The organism is Flavobacterium sp. DSP2-3-1, assembly GCF_049896865.1.
Taxonomy (GTDB): Bacteria; Bacteroidota; Bacteroidia; order Flavobacteriales; family Flavobacteriaceae; genus Flavobacterium.
In genome coordinates, this window is record NZ_JAFCVD010000009.1 from 128321 (window position 1) to 150372 (window position 22052).

Annotated in this window: 12 protein-coding genes; 8 read left to right on the forward strand and 4 right to left on the reverse strand. The window is 36.6% G+C overall.

Annotated elements, in window-relative coordinates; translation table 11 throughout:
• The first annotated feature begins 57 nt into the window (after window positions 1–57).
• Genes ACP7AT_RS11760 through acs form a run of 4 tightly spaced genes read left to right on the forward strand, consistent with a single transcriptional unit; the run spans window position 58 to window position 6968 of the window.
• Complete coding sequence (locus ACP7AT_RS11760; protein WP_426064506.1) at window positions 58–2763, forward strand: ATP-binding protein; 2706 nt, start codon at window positions 58–60, stop codon at window positions 2761–2763.
• Window positions 2764–2767: 4 nt separating this feature from the next.
• Window positions 2768–3130 (forward strand): response regulator transcription factor, encoded by a 363-nt coding sequence (locus ACP7AT_RS11765; RefSeq protein ID WP_426064507.1) that lies wholly within the window; start codon window positions 2768–2770, stop codon window positions 3128–3130.
• A gap of 17 nt (window positions 3131–3147) precedes the next feature.
• On the forward strand, window positions 3148–5046 hold the full coding sequence (locus ACP7AT_RS11770) for an acetate--CoA ligase (RefSeq protein WP_426064508.1): 1899 nt from the start codon (window positions 3148–3150) through the stop codon (window positions 5044–5046).
• A 14-nt stretch (window positions 5047–5060) separates the two neighbouring features.
• Complete coding sequence (gene acs, locus ACP7AT_RS11775; protein WP_426064509.1) at window positions 5061–6968, forward strand: acetate--CoA ligase; 1908 nt, start codon at window positions 5061–5063, stop codon at window positions 6966–6968.
• Window positions 6969–7080: 112 nt separating this feature from the next.
• Here acs and ACP7AT_RS11780 read toward each other — a convergent pair whose 3' ends face one another.
• From ACP7AT_RS11780 to ACP7AT_RS11795, 4 genes are all read right to left on the reverse strand, one after another.
• Window positions 7081–9969, reverse strand: a complete 2889-nt coding sequence (locus tag ACP7AT_RS11780) for an alpha-amylase family glycosyl hydrolase (protein WP_426064510.1) — start codon at window positions 9967–9969, stop codon at window positions 7081–7083.
• A 63-nt stretch (window positions 9970–10032) separates the two neighbouring features.
• Window positions 10033–11094 (reverse strand): SusE domain-containing protein, encoded by a 1062-nt coding sequence (locus ACP7AT_RS11785; RefSeq protein WP_426064511.1) that lies wholly within the window; start codon window positions 11092–11094, stop codon window positions 10033–10035.
• 22 nt (window positions 11095–11116) lie between these two features.
• Window positions 11117–12706 (reverse strand): RagB/SusD family nutrient uptake outer membrane protein, encoded by a 1590-nt coding sequence (locus tag ACP7AT_RS11790; RefSeq protein WP_426064512.1) that lies wholly within the window; start codon window positions 12704–12706, stop codon window positions 11117–11119.
• A 16-nt stretch (window positions 12707–12722) separates the two neighbouring features.
• On the reverse strand, window positions 12723–15674 hold the full coding sequence (locus tag ACP7AT_RS11795) for a SusC/RagA family TonB-linked outer membrane protein (protein WP_426064513.1): 2952 nt from the start codon (window positions 15672–15674) through the stop codon (window positions 12723–12725).
• A 235-nt stretch (window positions 15675–15909) separates the two neighbouring features.
• Here ACP7AT_RS11795 and ACP7AT_RS11800 point away from each other — a divergent pair, with 235 nt between their 5' ends.
• The 4 genes from ACP7AT_RS11800 to ACP7AT_RS11815 all read left to right on the forward strand — a co-directional run bounded on the left by ACP7AT_RS11800 (window position 15910) and on the right by ACP7AT_RS11815 (window position 21814).
• A complete protein-coding gene (locus ACP7AT_RS11800; protein ID WP_426064514.1) occupies window positions 15910–16932 on the forward strand; it encodes a LacI family DNA-binding transcriptional regulator in 1023 nt (340 codons plus the stop codon).
• A gap of 301 nt (window positions 16933–17233) precedes the next feature.
• Window positions 17234–18763, forward strand: coding sequence for an MFS transporter (locus tag ACP7AT_RS11805; RefSeq protein WP_426064515.1), 1530 nt, complete (start codon window positions 17234–17236; stop codon window positions 18761–18763).
• Window positions 18756–19412 (forward strand): beta-phosphoglucomutase, encoded by a 657-nt coding sequence (gene pgmB, locus ACP7AT_RS11810; protein ID WP_426064516.1) that lies wholly within the window; start codon window positions 18756–18758, stop codon window positions 19410–19412. Before ACP7AT_RS11805 ends, pgmB begins: the two co-directional genes overlap by 8 nt.
• Window positions 19413–19510: 98 nt before the next feature.
• The gene (locus ACP7AT_RS11815) at window positions 19511–21814 is read left to right on the forward strand and encodes a glycoside hydrolase family 65 protein (protein WP_426064517.1); all 2304 of its coding nucleotides are present in this window, start codon (window positions 19511–19513) and stop codon (window positions 21812–21814) included.
• Window positions 21815–22052 lie beyond the last annotated feature (238 nt).

Genomic DNA, 22052 nt, shown 5'->3' on the forward strand with positions numbered 1-22052 from the left:
TCTTCTCGGCTTGGCTGTTTTCAATCGCCATATCGTACTTAATTATAAAAAGATATTATGAATAGCATTGGACTCTTGTTAATATTGGTTCTTTATTTGTCGATTCTTTTTTACATTGCCTATTGGTCCGAAAAAAGAAGCCATTCTAAATGGACAAATAATCCCTACATTTATTCTTTTTCATTAGCGGTATACTGCACAGCCTGGACCTATTACGGAAGTATTGGTGTTGCCGCAGAATCCGGTTTGAGTTATTTACCCATCTATTTAGGGCCCATATTAATTATTCCAACGTGGATGATTATTCTTAAGAAAATTATCCGAATTTCGAGAGTAAATAAAATTTCCAGCATTGCAGATTTTATTTCTTTACGATACGGAAACAGCAGATTTCTGGGAGCAGTAGTAACCATGATTTGTATTTTTGGAATCCTACCTTATATTTCTTTACAGCTAAAATCAATTTCAGACACTTTTCATATTGTTACCAAAACGCAGGCAAGCTCCAATATTTTCACTGACACAACAACCTATGTTTGCATGGCACTGGCTTTATTTGCTTCTTATTATGGTACCAAATATGTAGACGCTTCCGAAAAAAGACGCGGAATAGTAACCGCCGTCGCCATGGAATCCATCTTGAAGTTAGTTTTCTTTTTAATAGTAGGCATTTATGTTACCTATTTTGTTTTTGACGGTTTTGATGATATTTATCAAAAAGCGGCTGTCCTGAAAGATTTTGACAAGAAAAATACGATTGGCGGGATTACAAATGGAATCAACTGGTTCTTTCTTTGTATTCTATCCATGTTTGCTATTTTCCTTTTGCCAAGACAATTCCACACTGCGATCGTCGAGAACAATAAAGAAACCCACATCCGAACAGCGATTTGGCTTTTTCCGTTGTACCTGCTCCTTTTCAACCTTTTTGTTTTCCCAATTGCTTGGGGTGGCAATATTCTTTTTGAAGGAAAAGGCCATAATTCTGACACCTACTCCTTATTGATTCCACAGCTTTTCGACAATAATGTATTGACAGTAATGGTTTTTCTGGGCGGATTTTCGGCAGCAATTTCGATGATTATTGTATCTTCAATTGCACTCGCTACCATGTTGAGCAACAACTTATTGATCCCGTATGGTTTCATAGGATCTTTGGAAAATTCTTCACAGAAAAAAAACAGCAAGCGAATTGTAAACAGCAGAAAAATAGGGATTTTTTCGCTTATCATTTTGGCGTATGCCATCTATAGAATATTCATTTTGGACTATTCTTTGGTTTCCATAGGACTAGTTTCCTTTGTCGTTATAGCACAACTGGCTCCTTCCTTTTTTGGTGCACTATTCTGGAAAAGAGGTTCTAAATATGGTGCGGTAACCGGAATTATTCTTGGATTTTTGACGTGTTTTTACACGTTGCTAATTCCGTACGCTATTGGAATCACGAAATCAACCAGCCTGTTTATTCAGGATGGCCCTTGGGGAATTGAATTGCTAAAACCGTTTCAACTTTTTGGTTTGGATTATTTAGAACCCATACCGCATGCCGTTTTCTGGAGTTTATTAATTAACATTCTGAGTTATTCCTCGGTTTCCGTGAGTTTCAAGGGCAATTACAGAGAACGTAATTATGCCGAAATGTTTGTGGATATTGACAAATACATTACCAATCATGAAAATGCTTTTGTTTGGAAAGGAACGGCCTACATCTCCGATATTCAAAAAGTATTGCAGCGATTTCTTGGTGAAGAAAGAACCAAGCGCGCATTGACTATTTTCAATTTAAAATACAACATTGATAAAGATATCACCACTGCAGATGCCCGATTTATAAAATTTGCCGAGAATTTATTAACGGGACACATTGGTACGGCTTCCGCCAAAATATTAATCTCTAGTGTAGTCAAAGAAGACAAAATCAGTTTGCCCGAAGTGTTGCGAATTTTGGAGGAATCCAAAGAAAATATCATCATCAACAAGAAGTTGACGGACACTTCGAATGAATTAAAAAAAATATCCGAACAACTCAAAAATGCGAATCAGGAATTAGTAAATAAAGACATTCAAAAAGATGAATTTCTTGATACGGTTACCCATGAATTGAGGACGCCGATAACCGCCATTCGTGCCGCAAGCGAAATCCTTCATGACGATAACGACATTCCCGAAGAGTTGAGAAAGCAGTTTTTGCAAAACATCATTTCAGAGTCGGATCGATTAAACCGCCTAATTGACAAAATTTTGGATTTAGAGAAATTTGAAACCGGAAAACAAAAGATTTATTTGTCCAAAAACAACATTACAAAAACAATCAAAAACACATTAAATTCTCTCCAACAATTAATAAAAAATAGAAATATCAATATTGAATTTAATGATAGCTCCAAAGAGATAAAAGCCTTTTATGATGAAGAACGGATCATTCAGGTCATTCATAATTTAGTATCGAATGCTATAAAATTCTGCTCGGAAACAGATGGGGAAATAGTGATTTCCATTGATGAAAACAAACACAATATTGAAGTCAAAATACACAACAACGGCAAGGAAATTAAAAAGGAAGATTTTGAAGCTATTTTTGATAAATTCTATCAATCCCGAAATCAAAACGTAAAAAAACCAATCGGAAGCGGACTAGGTTTAGCCATTTGTAAGCAAATTATTGAACATCACAAAGGTAAAATTTGGGCTGAAGATAATGTTAAAGAAGGAGCCACTTTCATCTTTACATTACCCAATTATAATACAGCAGAAAATAGTTAAAAAAATGAAAAAGATTTTAATTGTAGATGACGAACCAAACATTGTAATGTCACTGGAATATACTTTCAAAAAGAACAATTTTGAAGTTTTCATAGCGCGTGACGGTCAGGAAGCACTGGATATTTTAAAAAAACAGCTGCCGGATGTGATCATTCTGGACGTTATGATGCCCATGGTGGACGGTTTTGCCACATTGGAACAAATAAAAAAAGACGAACGACTGAGGCATTGCAAGGTTATTTTCCTTTCGGCAAAAAACAAGGAAAAAGATATTGAAAAAGGACTTTCATTAGGCGCCAATTTATATGTTGTGAAGCCCTTTTCAGTTAAAAAACTGGTCGATCAAGTTCAGGAATTAATGCAATAAGAAACAAATTCAACACAATGACATACAAGGAAATTTATGAGGACAGCATTGAGCACCCAGAAAAATTCTGGGCAGAACAGGCTGATGCAATTGAGTGGTACAACAAACCGGAAACGATTTTGTCAAAAGACGAAAATGGATATCCGCTTTGGTACAAAGATGGAGAATTGAACATTTGTTACCTTGCGTTAGATAAACACATTCAAGATGGTTGTGGAGATCAGGTCGCTTTTATCTACGATTCTCCGGTGACACAAACCGTGAAAAAATACACTTTTTCAGAAGTAAAAACCGAAGTGGCAAAACTCGCAGGAGGTATGCAATTGCTGGGATTAAAAAAAGGCGACACCGCTATAATTTATATGCCAATGATTCCTCAAACTGCATTTGCGATGTTGGCTTGTGCGAGAATTGGCGTGATTCATTCGGTTGTTTTTGGAGGTTTTGCACCAAATGAATTGGCTATCAGAATTGACGATTGTAAACCTAGAGCGATTATCACCGCTTCTTCAGGAATTGAAGTCGATCGTTTAATTGCTTACAAACCTTTGGTCGATCAAGCAATTGAACTTGCTTTACACCGACCAAAAAAAGTAATCGTTTTCAACAGAAAATTAGGCGCCCGAATTCCGTTTAAGAAATACGACGTAGATTATGATGCCTTGGTTTATGGTTCCGAAGAAACGCCTTGTGTTCCTGTGAATTCGAATCATCCGCTGTATATTTTGTACACATCCGGAACTACGGGAAAACCAAAAGGAATTGTAAGAGATACCGGTGGATACGCGGTGGCTTTAAAGTTTTCGATGAAATACATTTACAATGTAAAAGAAGATGAGACTTTTTGGGCGGCTTCGGATATGGGTTGGGCAGTGGGTCACAGCTATATTCTTTACGGACCGCTATTAAACCGAAATACAACCATAATTTTTGAAGGTAAACCGATAAAAACTCCAGATGCGAGTACGTTTTGGAGAATAATTTCAGAACATAAAGTGGGTACCATGTTTACGGCTCCAACCGCCATCAGAGCTATAAAAAAAGAAGATCCTGACGGAGAATTCATCAAACAATATGATTTAAGCGCGCTTAAAAATCAATTTTTAGCGGGAGAACGTTGTGATAATGCTACGCTGGAATGGTACCAACAACACATTCCTATTCCCGTAATTGACCATTGGTGGCAAACAGAATCAGGCTGGCCGATGATTGCTAATTCTCTTGGTATTGAAAAAATGCCGGTGAAATCCGGTTCTGCCACAAAAGCAGTTTGCGGATATGATATTCGGATTTTCAATGAAAATGGTGACGAATTAAATGCAAATGAAGAAGGTTTGGTTGTCGTAAAACTACCATTACCTCCGGGAAATATGTTGGGAATTTGGGAAAACGAAGCGCGTTTCAAAGCCGGTTATTTCAGCAAATTTGATGGTTATTATTTGTCTGGTGATGGTGGTTATAAAGATGAAGACGGTTATATTTTCATCACTGGAAGAACGGATGATGTCATAAATGTAGCGGGACATCGATTGTCAACTGCTGAAATGGAGGAAGTTGTTGCTTCTCACCACTCTGTTGCTGAATGCGCCGTTATTGGGATTCACGATGAGTTAAAAGGCCAAATTCCTTTGGCTTTGGTGGTAACCAAATCAGGAGATGAAATCGAACATTATCAATTGGAACAAGAAATTATTAAACTTGTTCGTCAGCAAATTGGGGCTGTTGCTTCGTTACGAAATGTAGTACTTGTACAGCGATTACCAAAAACACGTTCGGGGAAAATCCTTCGAAAACTGATGCGCAGCATTACAGATGGTGCCGAATTCCAAATTCCGTCCACCATTGATGACGAATCTATTGTGGAAGAAATCATTGCAACATTACAAAAGTATAAAATAGGCGTTTATAATATTTAAAATTTACCAAAATCATGAGTTACTATAAAATAAATAATTTAGAAGAGTACTTTAAACATTACAAAAAATCAGTTCGTGAGCCTAGAAAATTTTGGGACAAAGTAGCCGCTGAGAATTTTACATGGTATCAGCAATGGGACAAAGTCGTTGATTTCAATATGGCTGAAGCCGAAATAAAATGGTTTACCAATGCTAAAGTAAACATTGTAAAGAACTGCATCGACAGGCATCTTGCTAAAAAAGGAGATAAAACAGCTATCATTTTTGAACCAAATGACCCAACAGAGCAAGCATTACACATCACTTACAATGAATTATACGAACGCGTTTGCAAAATGGCAAACGTCTTAAAAGGACAAGGCATACAAAAGGGAGATCGCGTTTGTATTTATTTACCAATGATTCCTGAATTAGCGATTACCACTTTGGCCTGCGCCAGAATTGGAGCAATCCACTCGGTTGTTTTTGCAGGATTTTCTGCTTCGGCGGTAGCAGCAAGAATCAACGACAGCGAATGCAAAATGGTCATCACCTCTGATGGTGGATATCGTGGCAACAAAACCATCGATTTAAAAAGTATCGTAGACGAAGCCTTATCGAATTGTCCTTGTGTAAAGAACGTTTTAGTGGCCAAAAGAATCAACTCAACTATCAATATGAAAGAAGGTCGTGACCAATGGTTGCAGCCTCTTTTAGACCAAGCTTCGGATAATAATGTCGCTGAAATTATGGATGCCGAAGATCCTCTATTCATCCTTTATACTTCCGGTTCAACAGGAAAACCAAAAGGAATGGTGCACACTACGGCGGGTTATATGGTGTATTCTGCGTATACGTTTAAGAACGTTTTTAATTATGAAGACAATGATATTTTCTGGTGTACCGCTGATATTGGCTGGATTACCGGACATTCTTATATTCTTTACGGGCCGTTATTGAATGGAGCTACGACGGTAATTTTCGAAGGCGTTCCGTCTTATCCTGACTTCAGTCGATTTTGGCAAACCATCGAAAAGCATAAAGTTACCCAGTTTTACACGGCGCCAACAGCGATTAGAGCCTTGGCTAAAGAAAGCATCGAATACGTGCAAAGGTACCAATTGACTTCTTTAAAAGTAATTGGATCAGTAGGAGAACCAATCAACGAGGAAGCTTGGCACTGGTACAACAACCACGTAGGCGATAAAAAATGTCCTGTGGTGGATACATGGTGGCAAACAGAAACCGGAGGAATTATGATTTCGCCAATTGCCTTTGTAACCCCAACAAAACCAACGTATGCTTCGTTACCTTTACCAGGAATCCAACCCGTTTTGATGGACGAAAAACGTAACGAAATTGAAGGCAATCAGGTAACCGGAAGTTTGTGTATTAAATTTCCGTGGCCGGGAATTGCAAGATCCATTTGGGGCGATCACCAACGATATAAAGAAACGTATTTTTCTACCTTTCCAGGTAAATATTTCACTGGCGACGGCGCTTTACGTGACGAAGTTGGGTATTACAGAATCACTGGTCGTGTAGACGACGTAGTTATCGTTTCCGGACACAATTTGGGAACGGCACCTATAGAAGACGCCATCAATGAGCATCCTGCAGTTGCAGAATCAGCCATTGTAGGTTTCCCGCATGATATCAAAGGAAATGCGTTGTACGGTTTTGTAATTTTAAAAGAAACCGGAGAATATCGCGATCGAGAAAACTTAAGTAAAGAGATCAACCAACACATATCCGATCATATTGGACCAATTGCCAAGCTTGACAAAATCCAGTTTGTTTCCGGTTTACCAAAAACCCGTTCCGGAAAAATCATGCGTAGGATTCTGCGTAAGATTGCTGAAGGTGATTATTCTAATTTTGGCGATACGTCAACCTTGTTGAATCCTGAAATTGTAGATGAAATCAAAGAAGGTAAAATTTAGTTTTTAGTTTTAGTTTGTTGTTGAAAAACTGCTTCATTTCTGGAGCAGTTTTTTTATACAAAAACGGCTGTCTTTTTAGGGACAGCCGTTTTTTCACTAATTCAACGTATTCTTAATTTTTCAACAATTTCAGTACCTTCATTCCATTATTTTCATCAAATGTTTTCACAATGTAAAGACCTTGGTTCAAATCATTAACCGAAAATTGATAGCCCGCAGATTGATTTGAATCAAAACTTTTTATTAATTGTCCTGTGATAGAGAAAATCTGCACTTTAGACATCGTTTCATTCAACGTAAAATAATTAGATGCAGGATTTGGATACAAAACAATCGTTGGTGACTTTTCGAAATCTGCTATTGCCAAAGAAGCTGTTTTGTTACCGTAGATACGGTAATCACCTGCCGCAATTGTTATTGGATCATTTACATTATTAACGGTAATCGATGTATTATCCATCAAGTTATACCAAGTTCCTGCGTATGGAAATCCAGTAGCTACATTTTGGGTAGTTACATTGAAATTGGCTATTATCAAAACATCTTTAAGTTGGCTTGACGCCAAAGCACTATTAGTAATTTGGATATTTGGATATAATGAACTTGAATTGGAGATGATTGCAGTTCCTGAAAAAACTGGTTCTACAGATTTCATCGTAATCATTTTGGACCAATCGTTGTAAATTTTACTTCTATTGGTGTCTCCAAGCCAATTATTGACCCATTGTGGTTGTTGTTTGGTATCTAATTTACAATCGCCCGCTGTTGCATCTGACGAAGTATTTACCGTTCCATTATTACAGGCAAAAATAGAATTTTCCCAACCTAATTCGCCAAAATGCCAGATCATCTTTGGTCCTGGAACCAATAAAGAAACAGCTCCAACCGCTGACATTCGAGATAACGCAACATTTAATGTTTTTACGTTATGCGCAGGATTAGAAGTATTCCCAAATTGCAAATTTTTATACATCAGTCGTTCTTCATCATGACTTTCGGCATAACCCAGCAGCCTGTGAGCGGCAAAACCTCTGCTAGAACTATTCATGCGAGAAATATTTGCGGTGTAACCCATAGACAATTCATTGTATTGATTGGTCATTATTCCCCACATCATAATTCCTTTGCTTGGTGTTTCATTGAGTCTGTAATTAGCCCAAAGCTGTTCTTCATCATCATTCCCTAAATGTTCAAAAATAGCATAATGATTTGGATCTAAACTCCAAGAATAATCGGCATACTTTCGCAATACATCCACTCTGTCCTGTTGTTTAACTCCTGTACAGGCTTCTTGTCCTCCGGCTACGTTTCCTGGACAATTTTGAGTAAATCCTTTGGTTAAATCCCAACGGAAACCATCAATTTTATATTCCTCTACCCATTGTTTAATGACACGCTGCACATAGTTTTGTGTTCTGGTTTGTTGATGATTAAAATCCTCTCCTACACTATAACTGTGCATAGCCGTGGTATTGAAATACGGATTTTCAACAGAAGGAGAACCCCAACCATCGCCGTCAGCATCATTCATCCACATACGAATCATTGGATTTCTGCCAAAAGCATGATTCAACGCAACATCAAGAATAACGGCAATTCCGTTTTGATGGCACAAATCAATAAACTCTTTTAACTTGTCAGAAGTACCATAAAATTTGTCTAAAGCCATGTGAAAAGAGGTATTGTATCCCCAACTTTCATTACCTTCAAACTCCATTACTGGCATCAACTCAATCGCATTTATTTTTAAATTTTTAAAATAGTCAATTTTATTAATTAAGTCCTGATAACTTCTGTTAGCATCAAAATCACGCACGAGCAGTTCATAAACTACCAGTTTTTCTTTAGCCGGTTTAATAAAATTAGTCGTTGCCACGCTCCAAACGTAAGCCGTTTGCCCAGTTTGTAATACCGTAACTTCACGTTCCTGACCTGCAGGATACACTGGGAGATTAGGATAATTTACAGATGAAATTCCCGGATCATCAAAAGGAGACAAAACCAATGTGGAATACGGATCGGCAGTTTTTACTAAAGAAGGCGTGCCTGCAATAGGCGTTGCATCAACTACCCAATACTGATACGTGTAATTGGTTCCCGAAACCAATCCAGTTAATTCTAACCAAAACTTGCCTGAAGCAGGGTCCTTTTTCATCGCAAAAGAACCTGTAGGTTGATAGTTGTTGAAACTCCCTGATACATATACAAAATCTTTGAACGGCGCATCCAGCACTAAAGTTGCTTTTGTCGCATCAGCTGTATTGTAATTGATTCCGTCCAATAATCCAGCAGACATCGATTCATTGATAGTACCCGGATTAACAATTGCATTGAATTTTTTAGTAATTACAGTTGTTCCCTGAGTCACCTGCAATTCGTAATTTTGATTCCCGGTAATATTTGTATGGTTATAACTATAATTGGATGTACTTGTATTGGTATTTATATTATTTCCGTTTGCTTTCAATACATAGCTCGCATTTCCACCCGTATTGTTAGCAGCAATACTTAAACTTCCACCTGAAGCAATTATAGTTGCGCTATTTTCCGCAGGTGCTGTAAGGTTAACTTGATATGCTCCAACTTCAACAAAATTGTCTTGGGATTTTTTATCTCCCGTTCCATCCTTTGCTTTAATTAGAAAACCAATTCTACCGATTCCAGTTCTATTATAAAAAGCATTTGGGGTAAACGTAATTCTATAGATATCTGCACCTGCGGTGTAAACTAACTTATTAGCTTCATTAGACGCTGTCCATGAACCATTTGCAGGGCAATCTAAGCTGTTTGCATCATTCGTATCATAAGACCAAGCCCAGAGATACAAAGAATGATCAGAAATTCCCCAAGCAGCTTCGTCTACAGAACTTCCGCTAATAGTAATCGTAATCGATGTTGTTTCTTCAAAAGGGTTAGGACTTACAGTGCTGGTTACGGTTTGTTGCTGGGCCGAAGAGACTAATGACCAGAATATTAATAATAAAAGTATAGTTTTTTTCATAGCTATTTGGTTTTATAAAAAAAGGGCTATCCATAAGATAGCCCTTCTAACAGTAAAAAAATACTAATTTTTTGTAAGCGAATATTTGTAATTTCTAGGTGAACTTAAATCTAAGGTAATGGTGTAATTTCCAGCAGAAGGAACTTTGATGTTATCGCTATTCAATTCTAAAATTCCATCAGCACCTTTATCACCATAATTTATGTCCCAAGCATTGTTTGCTCTAAATTTCATCTCTTTTTGAGTAAGATTAGCAGTAAGAGTCCATACTTTAGTAGTTTTGTTGTAAGTCATAGCAGTACTATTATCCCATCCTCCAGGAGTTCCATCTCCAATGATTCCCCAGACAGTTGCTGTAGCTTTGTATGTTAATTTCTCCGTGTCAACTACAATTTGATAATAACCAGCAGTTGGAATTTTAAAATTAGCTCCCTTCGGATCTAAAGTTCCCGGAGTTGCTCCAGCACCATATTCACCTTTCCATTCTGGAAAGCTTGTAAATTTATATTCGGCGTTTGCATTATTAAAATTAATATATCCTTCAAAATCTACTTTACCAAATCCTGAAGCAGAAAGTTGTGGAGATGTAGCGGGATCCCAATCTTTAGGATATCCTGAAGCAGCAGCATAACCACCAGGAACCCATAATTTAGGATTTTCTGTGGTATAAGCTGTAACAACAATCCCTATTACACTAGAATACATGGCAGGTAAAGTTCCAGCAGTTGCTTTTACTCTCACTTCAAATTCAATTGGAGAAAAAGGAGTCGCTTTTAATACCAGTGCAGCTCCGTTCATAGACTCTACAGAAACAGAAACTTGATTTTCCGAAGGTAATGCACTTCCTATTTCTTTAGGAGTTTTAAATTCATTTCCTTTTTTATCCATTTCAACTACATAATTTACTTGAACGGCTCCGCCAAAATTAGCCGATTTCCAAGTAAAACGTTCTGCTTGTGCAGTGGCGTTTTCTGGTTTTAACACATACCCAGCACCAGCGGTTGGAGCAGTCAACATTGGAGAATCTATTCCTTCGATAACAGGTCTGTCCTGAACATCTTCAACGCTACAAGACAAAGCAACTACGGCAAATAAAGCAATTATTGATTTAGTTATATTTTTCATTTTTATTAATTTTTTAAATTATTTAATATCCTGGGTTTTGTCGTAATTTATTATTTGATGCTAACGCTGTAGCAGGAATTGGAAACAAATCTCTAAACGCTTGCGTTGGAGATCCACCGGCAGATCCACCTTTGAAAGGCCATAAGTAGCTACCGCCAGAAAATTTACCAAAACGAATTAAATCCGTTCTTCTTTGTCCTTCCCAGTGCAACTCTCTAGCTCTTTCATCAAGAATAAAATTTAAGGTTAAATCCCCTTGAGTAACCGTAGGTCCTTTCGCTCTCGTACGCAATGCGTTCACATACGTTGCGGCAGTTGGCAATGTTCCGCCCGCTCCTCTAACAGCACATTCAGCATACATTAAGTAAGCATCCGCTAAACGGAAAATTGGAAAATCAGAGTCAGAGAAATTCCCTGCTTTATCTGAGCCTTGTTTCCCATTCACATCAACATTTCTAAATTTCTGAATTGCATATCCATCGGTAAAAGATCCGATGTTTTTGATTTCTTTCGTTTGCCCGTTGGTGTAAAACTTCCCACGAGTATCTGTTGTATTGGGTGCAAATTTATCGACAAAGGCAGCAGTAGTTCTGATTCCAGCCCATCCACCATTAATTCCAAATTCACTTGCATTCATACTTCCTCCTACCGGAGCATGTGTTAAGAAAGTTGTTCCTCCATATGTTTGGGTGTGAATACCATCAAAACCTATAGCAAATATGAATTCGTTTTGAGCACCGTTCTTGTCATTGTCAGCAAAAAACAATTGGTTGTAATTGGTATGCAAAGCATATCCTGATCCAATCACTTTAGTGATTAATGGAACTGCACCTGTGTAATTATCCGTTCCAATATATACCTTAGCATTCATGTACAATTTAGCCTGTAGCATCCAAGCCGCAGCTTGATCTACACGATACGCTTCATTTGCTTTTGGTGCTTTCAGTTCACTAGAAATTGCTGTTAATTCCTCATCGACAAATTTGTACAATTCTGCTCTTGTAGCATATTCCGGGTAAAAGAATGTGCTTGGAGAATTTTCAGTGACTAAAGATCCACCACCAAACATATCGATTAAGTGCCAATACGTCAATGCTCTTAAGAAACGAGCCTCAGCTCTGTAGGTTTTGATCTCCGCTATCAAAGCAGCGTCAAGACCTCTAGAGGCTAATTTTTCATCTGTCGTTTGTCTTAAAAACTCATTACAGTTTACAATTTGAAAAGAGAACCGTGCAAAAGTAGCTGTGACAAAACGGTCCAAAGAAGTCCATGTTTGTGAATGTAGGTCTTTTATAGTTCCATCATTCCATCCAATAACTGCTTCATCAGTCGTCAATTCTTGCATTAACCAAAATCCCCTAATATATTGACTTTCGCCCTCGTCAATTCCGGAGATATCTGGAGATCCGGCTGCACTTTGACCTGAAGTGGCAAATCCTGCATATAATTTAGCTAGATTTTGTTTGTACGATTCCGGGGTGCTAAAAAACTGTTCTCCTGGAATGGCATTGACACTCTCTGGGGCTTGGTTCAAATCATCTGTACAGGATGGGAATACCATCAGCAACAGTAACAAAGAAATACCCAATAATTTTATTTTTGTCTTTTTCATTTTCTTGTTATTTGTATTAGAAATTAACGTTTAAACCTAACGTAAAGGTAATTGGTCTTGGGTATAAATTATTATCAATACCACCCGAAATTTCAGGATCTATACCGGTATAATCCGTAAACAACAAAACATTTTGAGCTGCTAATGTTAGTTTAACTAACGAAGTAGCATTTGCTTTTTGATTAAAAGTATAGCCAACACTTATATTGTCTAATCTTATAAATGAAGCATCCTGAATGTAGTAATCCGATTCGAATCTTTTTGTATCCTGACTTGTAAATCCAGTTTCTAAAAGATTGGCAACACCATTAGACAAATCCGTTTCTCTTATCAATATATTTTGGTAAGAACCTTTACTAGAATCTACATTGTTGTAATTGTAATTACCCCAAGATCCTCTCCAAGTCATTGCCATATCAAAGTTTTTATATACTACACTAGTATTCAAACCGTAAAAAACATCAGCAGCTGGCTTATGAAAACGGTATTTGTCTTGCTCTGTAATAAGACCATCTTGGTTTCTGTCAATGTAGACACCATCAATAGGTTTTGCATCAGCTCCGTAGGCTTGTTCATATACATAATAAGAATTAGGAGAATAACCCACCTGGTGATTTTGTATGGTATTTCCAGTAGCTCCCGCATAACCACCGACATTAATGCCGGGTGTGTTGTCCAAAACTGTTGTTAATTTAGTGATTTTAGAATCTTGAAACGTTATATTTCCTCCTAAACTCCATTCAAAATTTTCCGTTTTAAAAGGCATTACCTCGGCAGCCAATTCGATTCCTTTATTTTCTATTGTTCCAATGTTATAATTGTCATAATTAGAAAATCCAAAGAAAGACGGATTTTGTGTGTACAATAACAGATCTTTTGTAGTTCTCTGATACAAATCAACACTACCATTGATTCTGTTGTTTAAAAAACCATAATCAAGACCCACATTAGCGGTCGTTGTCTCTTCCCATTTCAGGTTACTGTTATAAGGTTGTGGTCTAAATGTATTGTAAAATGTATTTCCAAACTGATATTGTGCAGCGCTGTTAGATACCAAATACAATGGAATGGAAGGATAACTTACTCCAATGTCTTGTTGTCCAGTTACTCCCCATCCTCCTCTAATTTTTAAGGTAGATACACTAGCCACATCTTTCAAAAACTTCTCTTCGTTTAGTTTCCACCCCACAGCCACTGCTGGGAAATTTGCCCAACGATTCGATTCCGTAAATCTTGAAGTACCATCACGTCTGTAAGACAAGGTTAATAAATATTTATCAGCTATTGAAATATTAGTTCTGGCAAAAAAGGACTGCAAGTTTACACGTGATGGGAATGACACCACATCAACAGTTGTTTTATTTTCAAAATTATAAGAAGAACCACCATTTGTATCTCTAAAATCTTGATATGAATACCCTCCAGTTACATCAAAAACAGTATTAATCGACTCTACTATTTTGTTATAATTCAAATACAGATCCATTAATTTATTGAATCTTGAATTTGTATTTTCATACGTATTATTGAATCCAGATCCTGGAACTCCATTTAAATACTTAGCATCCGTATTACCATAAGATCTACCTCTTAGTTCATCATAACCAAAATTAGCTACTGCTTTCAACTCTGGCAAGAAGTGTAGTTTATACTCTGTTTGAATATTTCCAATGCTTCTGTATGAAGTTCCGTAGTTATTTTGTTGCTCAATTAATGATAGTGGATTTCTACCAGCCAATTGATTTAGTTCTTCCTTACCGTTATTGATGGAATACCATTCGTAATAATTACCGTCAGATGCTCTTGTGATTCTTTGCGTAGGATCATAACTAATAGCTGCGCCAATCGCACCACGATTACTGTAATTATTCTTTAACAAAGACGTATTATTATTTACCTCAATTTTCAAATGATTATCTAGGAAATTTCCCGTAACATTTACCCCTAAAGTTGATCTTTCTAAGTTATCTCTTTTCAATATACCATTCAAATTAGTATATCCTACAGAAGCTCTGTACACTATATTATCCATTCCACCACTTAATGCAATGTTGTGATCAGTACCTATAGCCGTTCTAAATATCTCCTTTTGCCAATCGGTATCTGCAGTGCCCATCAAAGCTTGTTGAGCTGGTGTCCCATTTGAATTGACAAAAGCTCTAAATTGCGTACTTGACAAAGCATCCACTTTATCCACTATTTCAGATACTTGAAAATTTCCGTTATAATTTACTTTCATCTCACCTGCTTTACCTCTTTTAGTAGTAATAATAATTACCCCATTTGAAGCACGAGAACCATAAATTGCAGTTGCCGAAGCATCTTTCAAAACAGATATAGATTCGATGTTATTTTGATTGATAGTTGTCAATGGATTCCTACCTCCTTCTACTCCTCCAGCCGCGACTGGCACACCATCAATCACATACAAAGGATCGTTGTTAGCAGATAAAGAAGATCCACTTCTAATTCTAATAGTTGCCCCTTCACCTGGGGATCCGCCTCCATTGATGATCTGCAATCCTGCTACTTTTCCTTGGATCATTTGATCCGCGGACGTTACAGGTCCTTTATTAAAATCTTTTGTAGTCAATACGGTTACAGCTCCTGTTGCATCTTTCTTCTTAACAGTACCGTAACCTACTTGAATTATCACTTCTTGCAATTGATTTGCATCTTCTTGTAAAGATACATTTAATGAATTTTGAGCAACATAATCCACAACAGTATTCGTGTAACCGATGTATGAGAAAACGATTTTGTCGCCTCTTTTCACATTGGACAACTGATATTTCCCATCAAAATCAGTAGAAACACCATTAGCGGAACCTTGTACATTTACATTTACACCCGGAATAGGCTGTCCTGATGTTTTATCAAGAACAGTCCCACCAACAGTATTCTGAGCCAGAATACTAAAAGGGAGTAGCAGCAATAACATTAACAACTTTTTATAAATTGTTTTCATACTTTTTGTTTAAATTAATTTAAGTCTTTGTTGAATTCTAAACCTTAACCATTACTTCGAATGTTAAATTTATGTAAATTTTGTCACCTCCGACAACAGCCCTTTTTAATTGAGTTACGAAAACGTAATAGTGTTGAAAACTTTCTGATTTATTTAAATTTTTATCCCTTTAATTACCATTTGTAAAATTAAATTTTATCTTTATTACGAAATAAAATTTTTACCACATCTTACCATGAAAAGGAAAATCACACTTAAACAAATTGCAAAAGAATTAGATGTATCCATTTCCACAGTTTCCAAATCATTAAGAAACAGCCTCGAGATTGGTGAAGAAACCAGACTTAAAGTACAGGCGTTTGCCAAATTCTACAATTACAAACCGAACAATATTGCGTTGAGCCTAAAAAATCGCAAAACAAAAACTATAGGAATTATTATCCCTGAAATTGTCCATCATTTCTTCTCTACAGTGATTAACGGAATCGAACATGTGGCCAATGAAAATGGATACAGCGTAATCATCTGCTTATCTGACGATTCTTTTGACAAAGAAGTTCTTAACATGGAAATGCTGGCTAACGGTAGTATTGATGGTTTCATTATGTCTCTTTCCAAAGAAACCCAATTCAGAGGCGATTTTCACCACATCATTGAAGTCATCAATCAAGGAATGCCTGTCGTGATGTTTGATCGTGTTACCAATGATATTCTTTGCGACAAAGTAATTATTGACGATCAATCCGCAGCGTATGAAGCGGTTCAAAGTTTAATTGATAAAGGACGGAAAAAAATCGCACTAGTGACTACGGTTGATTACGTGAGCGTCGGCAAACTCCGTACTGACGGCTATATTAAAGCGCTGCTGGATAATGATATTCCTTTCAATGAAAATCTAATAATCAAAATAGAAGATGTTGATACGTGCGAAATTACCATTGGAAAATTATTAGAAGACAAAGCTATTGACGCCGTTTTTGCGGTAAATGAATTGTTCGCAGTAACAATAATTAAAACCGCCAACAAAGTAGGTCTCAATGTCCCTAGAGATTTAGCTGTTATTGCTTTTACCGATGGTATTATTTCAAAATATTCAACACCTACAATTACTACAGTAAGTCAAAACGGAATAAAAATGGGAAATAAAGCGGCAAAAATGCTAATTGAACGACTCGAATCTGAAGAAGATGAAGAAGACGAAAATTATAAAACCGAAGTTATTGAAACGCATTTGATAGAAAGAGAGTCTACAAATTAAATTTTTAAATTTATAAAGAGAATGAGGACTTTTAAAAATATTTATTTTCAGTCAAATTATCAATTTTGTAGACTAAAAAATCTAAGAACACTAAAAATCTAATTGATCTAAGTAGTCCATCCCGTATTAGATTCAGCACTACAACCTTGTAGTGAAAAATGTTTCTTATTATTTGTTTGCGAAAAACGTTAGTTTAAAATATATTTTTATATTTACGACATCAAACCTTAACTTCTACTTCGAAAACAAGATGAGTTTTGATAAGCATAGCGCTTATCGTTTAATTTTTTAAATTACGATAATGGAAAAGCGTAGATTAAGTTTCTGGCAAATCTGGAACATGAGTTTTGGATTTCTGGGGATTCAAATGGGTTTTGCGCTGCAAAATTCTAATGTTAGCCGTATATTTCAAACTTTAGGCGCAGACATTGACGACATTCCCATTTTGTGGGTTGCCGCGCCAATGACAGGTTTAATCATTCAACCCATAATTGGTTATTTCAGCGATAGAACCTGGACAAAATTAGGTAGAAGAAAACCTTATTTTTTAGCGGGTGCTATTTTTGCTTCCGCAGCCTTATTCATCATGCCCAATTCACCCGTTTTATGGTTTGCGGCAGGAATGTTATGGATTATGGATGCGTCAATCAATGTTTCCATGGAGCCGTTTCGTGCCTTTGTAGGCGATAACCTTCCAGAAAAGCAACGCACCATGGGATTTGCGATGCAAAGTTTTTTTATAGGAATTGGCGCTTATTTTGCTTCGAAATTACCGTTAATTTTGACACATTTCGGTGTTGAAAATACCGCTCCGCTGGGAATCATTCCTGATTCTGTAAAATACTCCTTTTATATTGGTGGAGTTGCTTTCCTAATTGCAGTCCTATGGACGGTAATTACATCCAAAGAATATTCTCCTGAAGAACTGGCAGCATTTGAAAACCATAAAAAAGACACCTTTGAAAAAGAAAACTATTCTACGGAATGGTACCAAAATAACGGCAAATCACACTTAAACAAAGGGTTGATCTTCTTTGCCATTGGAATACTATTTGCTTTTGCCATTTTCCATTTTGAATTAAAGAAAGACTTATATGTACTGGCCCTTGGTTTAATCGCATTGGGTGGTCTGGCTATGATTATTTCGGGATTAATGCAAAAAGCAAATAATACCGAAAATGGTTTTGTTACCATTATGAATGATTTTCAGTTCATGCCAAAAATCATGAAACAATTGGCCTGGGTTCAATTCTTCTCTTGGTTCGCCCTTTTTTCAATGTGGATTTATACCACTTTGGCCGTTACACAACATATTTACGGCACAACAGACACTACTTCAGCAGCCTACAATACGGGTGCAAATCAGGTTGGAGAAATGTTTGCAAATTACAATCTGATTGCCGCACTAGCCGCTTTCTTGCTTCCTTTATTAGCAAAAATAACCAGCAGAAAATTTACTCACTTCTTGGCATTAACATTAGGAGGACTAGGACTTATTTCTATTTATTTTATAAAAGATCCCAGCACTTTTAATATGGAATGGTTGCCAATGATTGGAATTGGAATTGCTTGGGCTAGTATTTTATCTATTCCTTATGCGATGCTTTCCGGAGCGTTGCCATCAAATAAAATGGGATATTATATGGGGGTTTTTAACTTTTTCATTGTTATCCCACAATTAGTTGCCGCCTCGATTTTAGGGTTTTTGGTCTCTCAATTTTTTAACAGTGAACCAATTTATGCGCTGCTAATAGGCGGCTTTTCAATGATTCTTGCCGGAATAATTGCACTTACAATTAATGATGAATCGAAAATTACAATCAATGACTAAAAAAGCATTTATATTCGACCTGGACGGGGTGATTGTTGACACGGCTAAATACCATTATTTAGCGTGGCAAAAAATCGCAAATGAATTAAATATCGAATTTACACACGAACATAATGAATTATTAAAAGGAGTAAGCCGCGTGCGCTCTTTGGATATCATATTAGAATTAGGAAAAGTGGAAGCTTTACAAGAAGATAAAGACCGATGGTTAGTTCAAAAAAATGAAGACTATTTATCCTATTTAGTTGATATGGATGAAAGCGAAATTCTTCCGGGAGTATTTTCAATTTTACAATTTTTAAAAGAAAATAACCAACCTATCGCATTGGGTTCTGCCAGTAAAAACGCCAGACCTATTCTGGAAAAAACAGGACTACTCTCGTATTTTGACGCGGTTGTAGACGGAAATGATGTAACGAATGCTAAACCAGACCCCGAAGTATTCCTGATGGCTGCTAAATTACTGAATGCTACTCCCGAAAACTCAATAGTATTTGAAGATTCAGTAGCGGGAGTTCAAGCGGCAAATATTGGTAATATGACCAGTATAGGAATAGGTGATGCAAACACTTTGCACGAAGCAAAACACATCTTTAAAGATTTTACAGCGATCGATACCCACTTTATAGAAGAATTAATAAAAGAATAAAAAAACGAGATTCAAAAAAGCAAAAAAGGAACAGACTGTATGCAACCCACTACAATCTTTGAATTTTTTAATCATTGAATTTTTTAAATTAGAAAAGAATGAATCAAGATTATATAAAACCAGACAATTGGTCTATCATAGAAGAAGGATTTGATGCCGAGTGTGTGAAATCATCTGAAAGTCTGTTCAGCATTGGAAACGGTGCTATGGGACAACGTGCTAATTTTGAAGAAACATACACCGGAGAGACCTTTCAGGGAAGTTACATTGCCGGCATCTATTATCCTGACAAGACTAAAGTGGGTTGGTGGAAAAACGGATATCCGGAATATTTCGCCAAGGTTTTAAATGCTCCAAATTGGATTGGAATTGACATTGAAATAAATGGTGAAAAATTCGATTTGAATACCTGTTCAGCAGTCAATAATTTTCGCCGTGAATTGAATATGAAAGAAGGTTGGTACAACCGCTCTTTTGAAGCTACTTTGAAAAACGGAACGGAAATTTCCGTGAGTGTACGTCGCTTCCTTTCTTTGAACCTAGACGAGGTGGGCGTGATTAATTACGAAATCACACCTTTGAACAAAGATTCAAAAATAGTTTACAAACCATATATCGATGCTGGCGTAACAAATGAAGATGCTAACTGGGAAGAAAAATTCTGGGAACCACTTGATGTAAAAAAGTCAGGAAATGAAGCCTTTGTAACGGCACAAACATTTAAAACACATTTTAAAGTAACCACATTCATGCACAACAGCATTTTGAATAATGGTGAAAAAACGGCTATTTCTCCTTCTAATATTGATGCAACTGCTGATAAAATTCAATTCAGTTATGATGTAATTGTGGGGCAAGGCCAAAAATCATCGATCCAAAAAATTGGTGGTTACACGGTTTCCTTAAACCATGAAAATACCGTTACCGCTGCTGAGAAAGTAATTCAATCCGCTCTAGCATTAGGGTATGATCAGATGTTGCAGGACCAAATTGATGCTTGGGCAAAAATTTGGGAAATGTCAGATATTACGATTGACGGTGACGTGAAAGCGCAACAAGGAATTCGTTTCAATATTTTTCAGTTGAACCAAACCTATTTAGGAAAAGATTCCCGTTTGAATATTGGCCCTAAAGGATTTACCGGAGAAAAATACGGTGGATCTACGTATTGGGATACCGAAGCCTATTGCATTCCTTTTTACATGGCGACCAAAGATCAGGAAGTAGCCAGAAACTTATTGACGTACCGCTACAATCAATTGGACAAAGCCATTGAAAATGCCGCTAAATTAGGATTTACTAATGGCGCTGCTTTATATCCAATGGTAACGATGAACGGCGAGGAATGCCATAACGAATGGGAAATTACTTTTGAAGAAATTCATAGAAACGGAGCCATCGCATTTGCCATTTATAACTTTTACAGATACACTGGCGACTACAGCTACATTCCTGAAAAAGGACTGGAAGTATTAATTGCAATTGCACGTTTCTGGCATCAAAGAGCGAATTATTCAACTAATTTGAACCAATATGTAATTCTTGGAGTTACCGGTCCAAACGAATATGAGAACAACGTAAACAATAATTTTTACACTAATTATATTGCAAAATGGTGTCTGGAATATACCTACGAACAAATTCAAAAAGTGTCACTGGAATATCCTACGGATCACAAAAGAATTACCGAAAAAGTAAAAATCACGGATTCCGAATTACAGTCTTGGAAAAAAGTTTCGGACAATATGTATTTCCCTTTCTCTGAAGAACATAATGTGTACTTGCAACAAGACGGTTTCTTGGACAAAGAATTGGTTCGCGTAGCTGATTTGGATAAAAGCCAAAGACCAATCAATCAAAAATGGTCTTGGGATAGAATTTTGCGTTCACCGTATATCAAACAGGCTGATGTTTTGCAGTGTTTTTATTTCTTTGAAGATCATTTTTCGAAAGAAGAATTAAAAAACAATTTTGAATTTTACGAATCTTTTACGGTTCATGAAAGTTCGCTTTCGCCTTGTGTACATTCAATTCAGGCGGCACTATTAGACAAAATGGATATGGCATACACATTCTATTTAAGAACTTCGCGTCTGGATCTTGATGATTACAACAAAGAAGTGGAAGAAGGCTGTCATATTACATCTATGGCCGGAACTTGGATGAGTATAGTAGAAGGTTTTGGAGGAATGAGAATTAAAGAGGATACACTTCATTTTTCTCCAAAAATCCCAAAAGAATGGGAAGGCTATTCGTTTAAGATTAATTTTAGAAACCAAATTTTGAAAGTAGCAATCAATCATAAGGAAACTACATTCTCAATTATTGGCGATACCAAATTGGCAATCGTAGTAAACGGAAAATCCGTTTTGGTAACGCCAGAAAGTCTAGCTACCGTTTAGACACGATTGTTAAAACGTACCGTTAATGCTGTCAATTGATCCAGATTTTCATAAGTAAAATACAATCCCAATACACATTGGGATTGTTTATATGACACTGATTCTTATTGGAATCATCCCGTACATAATTCGATGAAACAGCACTGCTTTTTTTATAATCCTCATTAAAATTTAATGAAATTAATGTATTTCACCATGAATAAAATTATTTCTTTACCTTTCCAAAATAGGAGTTTTC

Excerpts from the sequence above, each read along its gene's own strand:
- ACP7AT_RS11760 (WP_426064506.1), top strand. The coding sequence starts at position 58 with ATGAATAGCATTGGACTCTTGTTAATATTGGTTCTTTATTTGTCGATT.
- ACP7AT_RS11765 (WP_426064507.1), top strand. The coding sequence starts at position 2,768 with ATGAAAAAGATTTTAATTGTAGATGACGAACCAAACATTGTAATGTCA.
- ACP7AT_RS11770 (WP_426064508.1), top strand. The coding sequence starts at position 3,148 with ATGACATACAAGGAAATTTATGAGGACAGCATTGAGCACCCAGAAAAA.
- acs (WP_426064509.1), top strand. The coding sequence starts at position 5,061 with ATGAGTTACTATAAAATAAATAATTTAGAAGAGTACTTTAAACATTAC.
- ACP7AT_RS11780 (WP_426064510.1), bottom strand. The coding sequence starts at position 9,969 with ATGAAAAAAACTATACTTTTATTATTAATATTCTGGTCATTAGTCTCT.
- ACP7AT_RS11785 (WP_426064511.1), bottom strand. The coding sequence starts at position 11,094 with ATGAAAAATATAACTAAATCAATAATTGCTTTATTTGCCGTAGTTGCT.
- ACP7AT_RS11790 (WP_426064512.1), bottom strand. The coding sequence starts at position 12,706 with ATGAAAAAGACAAAAATAAAATTATTGGGTATTTCTTTGTTACTGTTG.
- ACP7AT_RS11795 (WP_426064513.1), bottom strand. The coding sequence starts at position 15,674 with ATGAAAACAATTTATAAAAAGTTGTTAATGTTATTGCTGCTACTCCCT.
- ACP7AT_RS11800 (WP_426064514.1), top strand. The coding sequence starts at position 15,910 with ATGAAAAGGAAAATCACACTTAAACAAATTGCAAAAGAATTAGATGTA.
- ACP7AT_RS11805 (WP_426064515.1), top strand. The coding sequence starts at position 17,234 with ATGGAAAAGCGTAGATTAAGTTTCTGGCAAATCTGGAACATGAGTTTT.
- pgmB (WP_426064516.1), top strand. The coding sequence starts at position 18,756 with ATGACTAAAAAAGCATTTATATTCGACCTGGACGGGGTGATTGTTGAC.
- ACP7AT_RS11815 (WP_426064517.1), top strand. The coding sequence starts at position 19,511 with ATGAATCAAGATTATATAAAACCAGACAATTGGTCTATCATAGAAGAA.